The 7277-nt window shown below is 64.5% G+C and carries 6 protein-coding genes; 5 read left to right on the plus strand and 1 reads right to left on the minus strand.

All coding sequences use genetic code 11. The annotated features are described in order from the left end of the window. Nucleotides 1-1051: dihydrodipicolinate synthase family protein (locus ACXJ7R_RS20165; RefSeq protein WP_457153385.1), on the minus strand; the 1051-nt coding region annotated here is incomplete at its 3' end. 241 nt (nucleotides 1052-1292) lie between these two features. Here ACXJ7R_RS20165 and ACXJ7R_RS20170 point away from each other — a divergent pair. From ACXJ7R_RS20170 to ACXJ7R_RS20190, 5 genes are read left to right on the plus strand one after another with little or no spacing between them, the layout of a single operon-like run. Continuing rightward, nucleotides 1293-2351 carry a LacI family DNA-binding transcriptional regulator gene (locus tag ACXJ7R_RS20170; RefSeq protein ID WP_457153386.1) on the plus strand — a complete coding sequence of 353 codons (1059 nt, stop codon included), beginning with the start codon at nucleotides 1293-1295 and terminating at the stop codon, nucleotides 2349-2351. Continuing rightward, nucleotides 2348-3364 (plus strand): Gfo/Idh/MocA family protein, encoded by a 1017-nt coding sequence (locus ACXJ7R_RS20175; RefSeq protein WP_457153387.1) that lies wholly within the window; start codon nucleotides 2348-2350, stop codon nucleotides 3362-3364. The genes ACXJ7R_RS20170 and ACXJ7R_RS20175 overlap by 4 nt, the downstream gene beginning before the upstream one ends. Beyond that, nucleotides 3361-4962 (plus strand): acyl CoA:acetate/3-ketoacid CoA transferase, encoded by a 1602-nt coding sequence (locus ACXJ7R_RS20180; RefSeq protein WP_457153388.1) that lies wholly within the window; start codon nucleotides 3361-3363, stop codon nucleotides 4960-4962. Before ACXJ7R_RS20175 ends, ACXJ7R_RS20180 begins: the two co-directional genes overlap by 4 nt. Continuing rightward, a complete protein-coding gene (locus ACXJ7R_RS20185; protein ID WP_457153389.1) occupies nucleotides 4955-5731 on the plus strand; it encodes an enoyl-CoA hydratase/isomerase family protein in 777 nt (258 codons plus the stop codon). The genes ACXJ7R_RS20180 and ACXJ7R_RS20185 overlap by 8 nt, the downstream gene beginning before the upstream one ends. A 15-nt stretch (nucleotides 5732-5746) precedes the next feature. Continuing rightward, nucleotides 5747-7258, plus strand: a complete 1512-nt coding sequence (locus ACXJ7R_RS20190) for an aldehyde dehydrogenase family protein (protein ID WP_457153390.1) — start codon at nucleotides 5747-5749, stop codon at nucleotides 7256-7258. Nucleotides 7259-7277 lie beyond the last annotated feature (19 nt).

Raw genomic sequence — 7277 nt, forward strand, 5'->3', positions numbered from 1 at the left:
GGCGGATACCGCGCGCCGACTGCATGCCGCCGACCATCGCGAAATGATCCTGATGGCCGTTCAGCCAGGCCATGAAGACGATGCCGGCCTTATAGTATTCGGTCGGCGCCTCGAAGATTTTTCGCGACAGCGGCACGGTCGGCGCCATCAGCGCGTCATAGCCGGCGCGGTCGCCGTCCGCCAGTTTCGCCAGTGCCGCATTGGCGACAGGCGCGATCGCATCGAAAATGCCGAGCAGCGCGTGCGAGTGTTTGCGGCTGTCGCCGGCGATCAGTTCGGGATAGTTGAAGTCGTCGCCGGTGAACATGACGACGCCGTCCGGCAGCCGATTCCTGAGCGCGACTTCCTTGCCGGCATCGAGCAGCGAGATTTTTATCCCCTCCACCTTGCCGGCGTGGCGTTCGATGATCGCGACGACGGTGTCGAGCGCGGACTCGAAATCGCCGCTGCCCCAGTAACCTTTCAGCGCCGGATCGAACATGTCGCCCAGCCAGTGCAGGATGACCTTGCCGGACGCTTGGGACAGGATGCGGTCGTAGACACGGGCATAGTCGTCGGGGCCCTTGGCAACAGCCGCCAGGGCGCGGCTGGCCATCATGATCGCCTTGCCGCCCAGCCCTTCGATAAAAGCGAACTGCTCTTCATAGGCGGCGATGACATCGTCGAGCGTCCGGGCGGCGCTTGGCGCCAGTTGGTCGGTGCCGGCACCAGAAGCGAGATCGGCGCCTTCGACGGTGCGCGCTTCCGCGATCGAGCGGCGGATCAACTCCTGCGCATTAGTCCAGTCGAAACCCATGCCGCGCTGCGAGGTATCCATCGCCTCGGCGATGCGGAAGCCGAGCCGCCACAGATAGTGACGGAATGCCATCGTTCTGTCCCAGTCGACCACCGGCTGCGACCACGGATCGGTCATCGCCAGCGGATCGGCAACGACATGGGCTGCAGCATAGGCGATGCGCGAAAACCGCGCGCCGACCACCGGCTGCACCGGTTGGCCGACCAGAGCGTAGCGGCTGCTGCGGCCACCCTCACCAGGCAAGACAATGTCCATCGTTCTCTCCCTATCGCCGTGCCTATAAATGGAACGTTCCAATAAATCAAGAACCTTTACGATTCAGAGCTCATTCGCGGATAAATGCTGCGCCGCAACACAGAAAGCCTTATGGAATGGGCTCGCCGGCCTCACCGGATCAATTTTTCGAATCCGGAAAGAACCTCGATTGACTCCAGATGAGGTTAGTGATTAGAACGTTCCAATAGATCGGCTTGAAAATCAGGGAGGATGCATCTGGATGGCCAGCCGGGCCAAGGCAACGATATTCGACATCGCCCGCGAGGCAGGCGTGTCCAAATCGACGGTGTCGCTCGTGCTCCAGGGCAGCGGGCTGATCCGGCCTGAGACCGCGGTCAAGGTTCGCAAGGCAATCGAGGATGTCGGTTACGTCTACAACCGTGGCGCCGCCAATCTACGCAAGGCTCACTCCAACGTCATCGGCATGGTCATCAACGATCTCACCAATCCCTTCTTCGCCGAACTGGCGGTCGGCATGGAGCGCGTCTTCCAGTCGGCCGGCATCGTGCCTTTCATAGCCAACACGGCGGAGAATCCGGTGCGCCAGGAAGAGGTGCTCAAATCGCTGATGGAGCAAGGCGTCGCCGGCCTCATCGTGTCGCCGGCGCGCGGCACCACGCCGGGCGCATTCCGCCGCCTGGAGATGGCGGGCGTTCCGGTCGTCTTCGCCATGCGCCGGCTGCCCGAAAGCCGCATTCCGGTGATCACGCCCGACAATCATCGCGGCGCCTACCTGGCCGCCGCCCATCTCATCGGCAAAGGGCATCGCCGGCTGGCCTTCTTCGGCGGCTCGGCCGACCTCGTGGTCTATCAAGAGCGGCTGGGCGGCTTTCGTGAAGCCTGTGRGACGCTTGGCATCGCCGCCCGCGACATGACCGTGATCGAAGGCGAGACCAGCCGCAGGGGCGGCATCGCCTGTCTGGATACCGCTCTCGCAACATCCGAACCGCCGACCGCGGCACTCTGCTTCAACGATGCGGTCGCTTTTGGCGTCATGCTGGCGCTGCGCAAGCGTGGGCTTGAGCCCGGACCGGATTTCGCCGTCGTCGGCTTCGACGACGTGGTCGAGGCCGAGCACTACATGCCGGCCTTGACCAGCGTCTCGGTGGACACGGCCGGCCTCGGCGAACGCGCCGCCCATGTCATGCTTAAGATGATCCAGTCGCGCACGACGCGGGCCGAAGATCATATCGGTGCGGTCAATCTGGTGGTCAGGGAAAGCTGCGGCCCGGATCGCCGCGCCCGAAACAGGCCCGCAGGAATGGGGGACGCGGCATGAGCGCCAGATGGGGCTTGATCGGCGCCAGCACGATCGCCAGACAGTTCATGATCAACGCCATCCGTTCGCAGGGCGATGGCGAGATCGCGGCGGTCATGAGTTCCAATCCCGAGCGCGCCACGGCCTATGCCGCGGAAAACAACATCCCGCTGGCTGTTTCGACGCTTGATGCTCTGCTCGGCGCCGACATCGACGCGGTCTACATCTCGACCACCAACGAACTGCATCTCGATCAGGCTTTGGCCGCTGCGAAGGCGGGAAAGCATGTGCTGTGCGAAAAGCCGCTGGCGCTGACCAGCGACGACGCGCGCACAATGGTCGCCACGGCAAAAGCCTCCGGCATCGTGCTCGGCACCAACCACCATCTGCGCAATGCCGGCGCGCACCGCGCCATGCGTGACTCGATCGCCGCCGGCCGTATCGGCAAGCCGATCGCCGCGCGCGTCTTCCATGCCGTCTACCTGCCCGAAAACCTGCAGGGCTGGCGCATCACGAAGCCTGAGGCAGGCGGCGGCGTGGTGCTCGACATCACCGTGCATGATGCCGACACGCTGCGCTTCGTGCTCGGCGACGATCCGGTCGAAGTGTCGGCCTTCACGCAATCGGCCGGCATGGCCGGTAGTGGGCTGGAGGACGGCGCCATGTGCATCTGGCGCTTCAAGTCGGGCGTCATCGCCCAGTCGCATGAAGGCTTCACCCTCAAATTCGCCGACACCGGTTTCGAGGTGCATGGCTCCGAGGGCTCGCTGATCGCCAGGAATGTGATGACGCAGAAGCCGGTCGGCTCGGTGACCTTGCGCACGGCAAAAGGCGAAGAGGACCTTAGCTTCGACCGCGAGGACCTCTATTCCCGGTCACTGCGCCAGTTCCATGCCGCGATCCGCGGCGAAGGCCAACCGTCCGCCACCGGCGAGGACGGCATCTGGTCGCTCGCTGCTGCCGAAGCGGCACTTCAATCGGCCAGCTCCGGCAAGGCCGTCAAGATCGACCCGAAACTCGGGAGCAAGAATTGAGCAAGGTCGTTTCCGCCGCTGAAGCCGCAGGCTTGATCAAGGACGGCATGGTCGTGTCCGTCTCGTCGTCGAGCGGTCTCGGCTGCCCGGACGCGGTGCTGGCCGCGATCGGCGAGCGCTTCGACAGCGAAGGCCATCCGAAAGGCATCACCACGCTGCACCCGATCGCCGCCGGCGACATGTATGGCATCAAGGGCATCGACCATTTGGCCAAGCCTGGCCTGTTGAAGCGCACATTGTGTGGCTCCTATCCGTCGGGCCCCTCTTCGTCCGAGCCGCCGCAGATCTGGAAGATGATCGGCGACAATTCGGTCGCAGCCTACAATGTGCCGTCCGGCATCCTGTTCGACATGCACCGCGAAGCCGCCGCCAAGCGTCCGGGTGTGCTGACCAAGGTCGGCCTCGACACTTTCGCCGACCCCCGCCACCAGGGCTGCGCCATGAACGCGGCCGCCAGTGAGCCGATCGTTTCGGTGCAGCAGTTCGACGGCGAGGAATGGCTCTATTTCCGCTCGATCGTGCCGCAGGTCTCGATCATCCGCGCCACCACATCGGACGAGCGCGGCAACCTCACCTACGAGCATGAGGGCGCCTATCTTGGCGGCCTGGAGCAGGCGCTCGCCGCTCGCAACAATGGCGGCGTCGTCATTGCCCAGGTCAAGCGCGTTGTCGAGAACGGCACCCTGAAGCCGCACGACGTGCGCGTGCCCGGCGTGCTGGTTGACCACATCGTCGTCGCGCCCGACCAGTTGCAGACGACGCTGACACCCTACGATCCGGCAATCTCGGGCGAGATCTTCCGGCCGCTGTCGAGCTTCCGCAATGCCGAAATGAACGTCCAGAAGGTGATCGCGCGCCGCGTCGCCTTGGAACTCCGCGACGGCATGGCCGTCAACATCGGCTTCGGCATCTCGGCCAATGTGCCGCGTATCCTCCTCGAGGAAGGCCAGCACGGCAAGGTCACCTGGGTGATCGAACAGGGTGCCGTCGGTGGCGTGCCGCTGCTCGACTTCAAGTTCGGCTGCGCTTCGAACGCCGAGGCGATCATGCCCTCGCCGCACCAGTTCATCTATTTCCAGGCCGGCGGCTTCGACGCGTCGCTGCTGTCCTTCCTGCAGATCGACCGCCACGGTTCGGTCAACGTCTCGAAACTGTCCGCACGGCCGCATGTCACCGCCGGTGCCGGCGGCTTTGTCGACATCACCGCGCGGGCAAGGAAGATCGTCTTCTCGGGCTTCTTCAACGCCGGGGCGAAACTCTCCCTGGCCGATGGCGGCATCCGCATCGACCAGGAGGGCAAGGTCAAGAAGGTGGTCAAGGAGGTCGAGCACATCTCCTTCTCGGGCAAGCGAGCCGTCGCGCAGGGACAGGACATCACCTATGTCACCGAGCGCTGCGTGATGAAGCTGACGCCGGAGGGCCTGGTCGTCACCGAACTCGCACCCGGCATCGACCTGCAGCGCGACGTGCTGGCCCAGGCCGAGATCCCGCTCGGCGTCGCCAAAGATCTCAAGACGACACCGGCAGCGCTCTACCTGGACCAGCCGATCGGGCTGTCGCTGAATGGCGGCGCCTCGCTTGGAGGCGAGCATGGCTGAGCGTCTCGTCACCTTCGAGCAGGACGGCGCGATCGGCATCGTCACCTTGCGCCGGCCGGAGAAATTCAACGCGCTTGATATTCCGATGCTGCGCGCGCTTGAGGCAGCGCTGGACGAAGCGGAGATGGCGGAAGTCGTTCGTGTCGTGCTGCTGCGCGGCGAAGGCAAGGGCTTTTGCGCCGGCGGCGATGTCGAGGCGTGGGCGCAGATGAGTGCCGCCGACTTCCAGGTGCAATGGGTCCGCTACGGCCATCGTGTCTTCGACCGGCTGGCGCGGTTGCGGCAACCAACCATCGCCATGCTGTCCGGCCATGCGCTGGGCGGCGGGCTGGAACTGGCGGTCGCCTGCGACTTCCGCGTGGCCGAGACACAGGTGAAATTAGGCTTCCCCGAAACCTCGATCGGTGTTGTCCCCGGCTGGTCCGGCACACAACGCGCGGTGCGCCGCTTCGGCGCGCAGACAGTGCGGCGTATGGCGCTGGGCGGCGAGATTCTGCTCGCTCCCGAAGCGCTGGCGCTCGGCGTGGTCGACCGGGTGGTCGAAACCGGCAGCGGCCTGTCCGAAGCCAAGGCCTGGGCTGAAAAGATCGCCGAGCGCGGCCCGCTGGCGACGGAAGCCGCCAAGCTGATGATCGCGGTCGCCGAAGGCGAGGAAAGTGCCGCGGCGACGGAAGCGCTGGCCAGCGGCTTCATCGCCCTGACCGGCGATCTCATAGCCGGTGTCGGCTCTTTCAAGACCAAGCAAAAACCAGCATTTTCAAGATCCTGAGGATTACACAGTTAGATGAACGCCCCTCTCAACATCATCATGCCCGCCGAGGCATCCGCAGCGCCAAGAACCTATCGGCTGCTGATCGACGGCAAGCATGTCGATGCCCGCGATGGCCGCACGCTGGAGCGCAAGAGCCCCGGCCACGGCTTCACCGTCTCGCACTATGCACAGGCCGGCGAAGCCGAAGTCGAAGCCGCAGTGCAGGCCGCGCACAAGGCGTTCGAGACCGGCCCGTGGCCGCGCATGAAGGCGGCCGAGCGCGCCGCGATTCTGCTCAAGACGGCCGACCTGATCGAGACGCGGCTGGAGGAGATCGCCCGGCTCGACGCACTGGAATCCGGCAAGCCGATCGCCCAGGCGCGCGGCGAAATTGGTGGTGCTGTAGACATCTGGCGTTATGCCGCCTCGCTCGCCCGCACCTTGCACGGCGAATCCTACGCCAATCTCGGCGACGCCATGCTTGGCGTGGTGCTGCGCGAGCCGATCGGCGTCGTCTCGATCATCACGCCATGGAACTTCCCCTTCCTCATCGTCAGCCAGAAACTGCCCTTCGCGCTCGCCGCCGGCTGCACGGCGGTGGTCAAGCCGAGCGAGATGACTTCGGCCTCGACCTTCGTCCTCGGTGATATCCTGATGCAGGCCGGCCTGCCCGCCGGCGTCGTCAACATCCTCGCCGGTCTTGGCGCCGATGTCGGCGCGCCGGTGGTCAGCCATCCCCTGGTCGAAATGGTCTCGTTCACCGGCTCCACCCGCGTCGGTAAGATGACGATGGCCTCCGCCGCGCAATCCTTGAAGAAAGTCTCGATGGAGCTCGGCGGCAAGAACGGCCAGATCGTCTTTCCGGACGCGGACCTCGAAGCGGCGGCCGACGCGGCCGTATTCGGCGGCTTCTTCAACGCCGGCGAATGCTGCAATGCCGGCAGCCGGCTGATCGTGCACGAAGCGATCGCCGATGATTTTCTCGACGCGGTCAAGGCGCTCACCGCCAAGGTGACGGTCGGCGATCCACTAGACGACCGAACCAAGGTCGGCGCGATGATCTCGGCCGACCATCTGGCCAAGGTAGCCGGCTATGTTACTGCAGCGGCAAGCGACGGCAGCAGTGTCTACAGCGGCGGCAAGCAGTTGTCCTCGAATGCCGGCCAGTACCTCGATCCCACCATCATCCGCGGCGTCACCGAGGACATGGCCATCGCGCGCGAGGAAGTGTTCGGACCGGTGCTCTCGGTGCTGACTTTTGAAACGATTGAAAAGGCGTTGCACATCGCCAACAACACGCCTTATGGTTTGTCTGCGGGCGTGTGGAGCGCCAGCATCGACACCTGCATGTCGGTGGCGCGGAATGTGCGTTCGGGAACCGTCTGGGTAAACACGTTCATGGAAGGTTACCCCGAGCTGCCATTCGGAGGCTACAAGCAGTCCGGTCTCGGACGCGAACTCGGCAAACGCGCCGTAGAGGACTATACCGAAGAAAAGACAATCCAGTTTCATCGCGGCCAACGCACCGGATGGTGGGTCGGCTGAGTTGAGAAGAACCCGGCGG

Source organism: Mesorhizobium sp. P5_C1, from assembly GCF_054049815.1.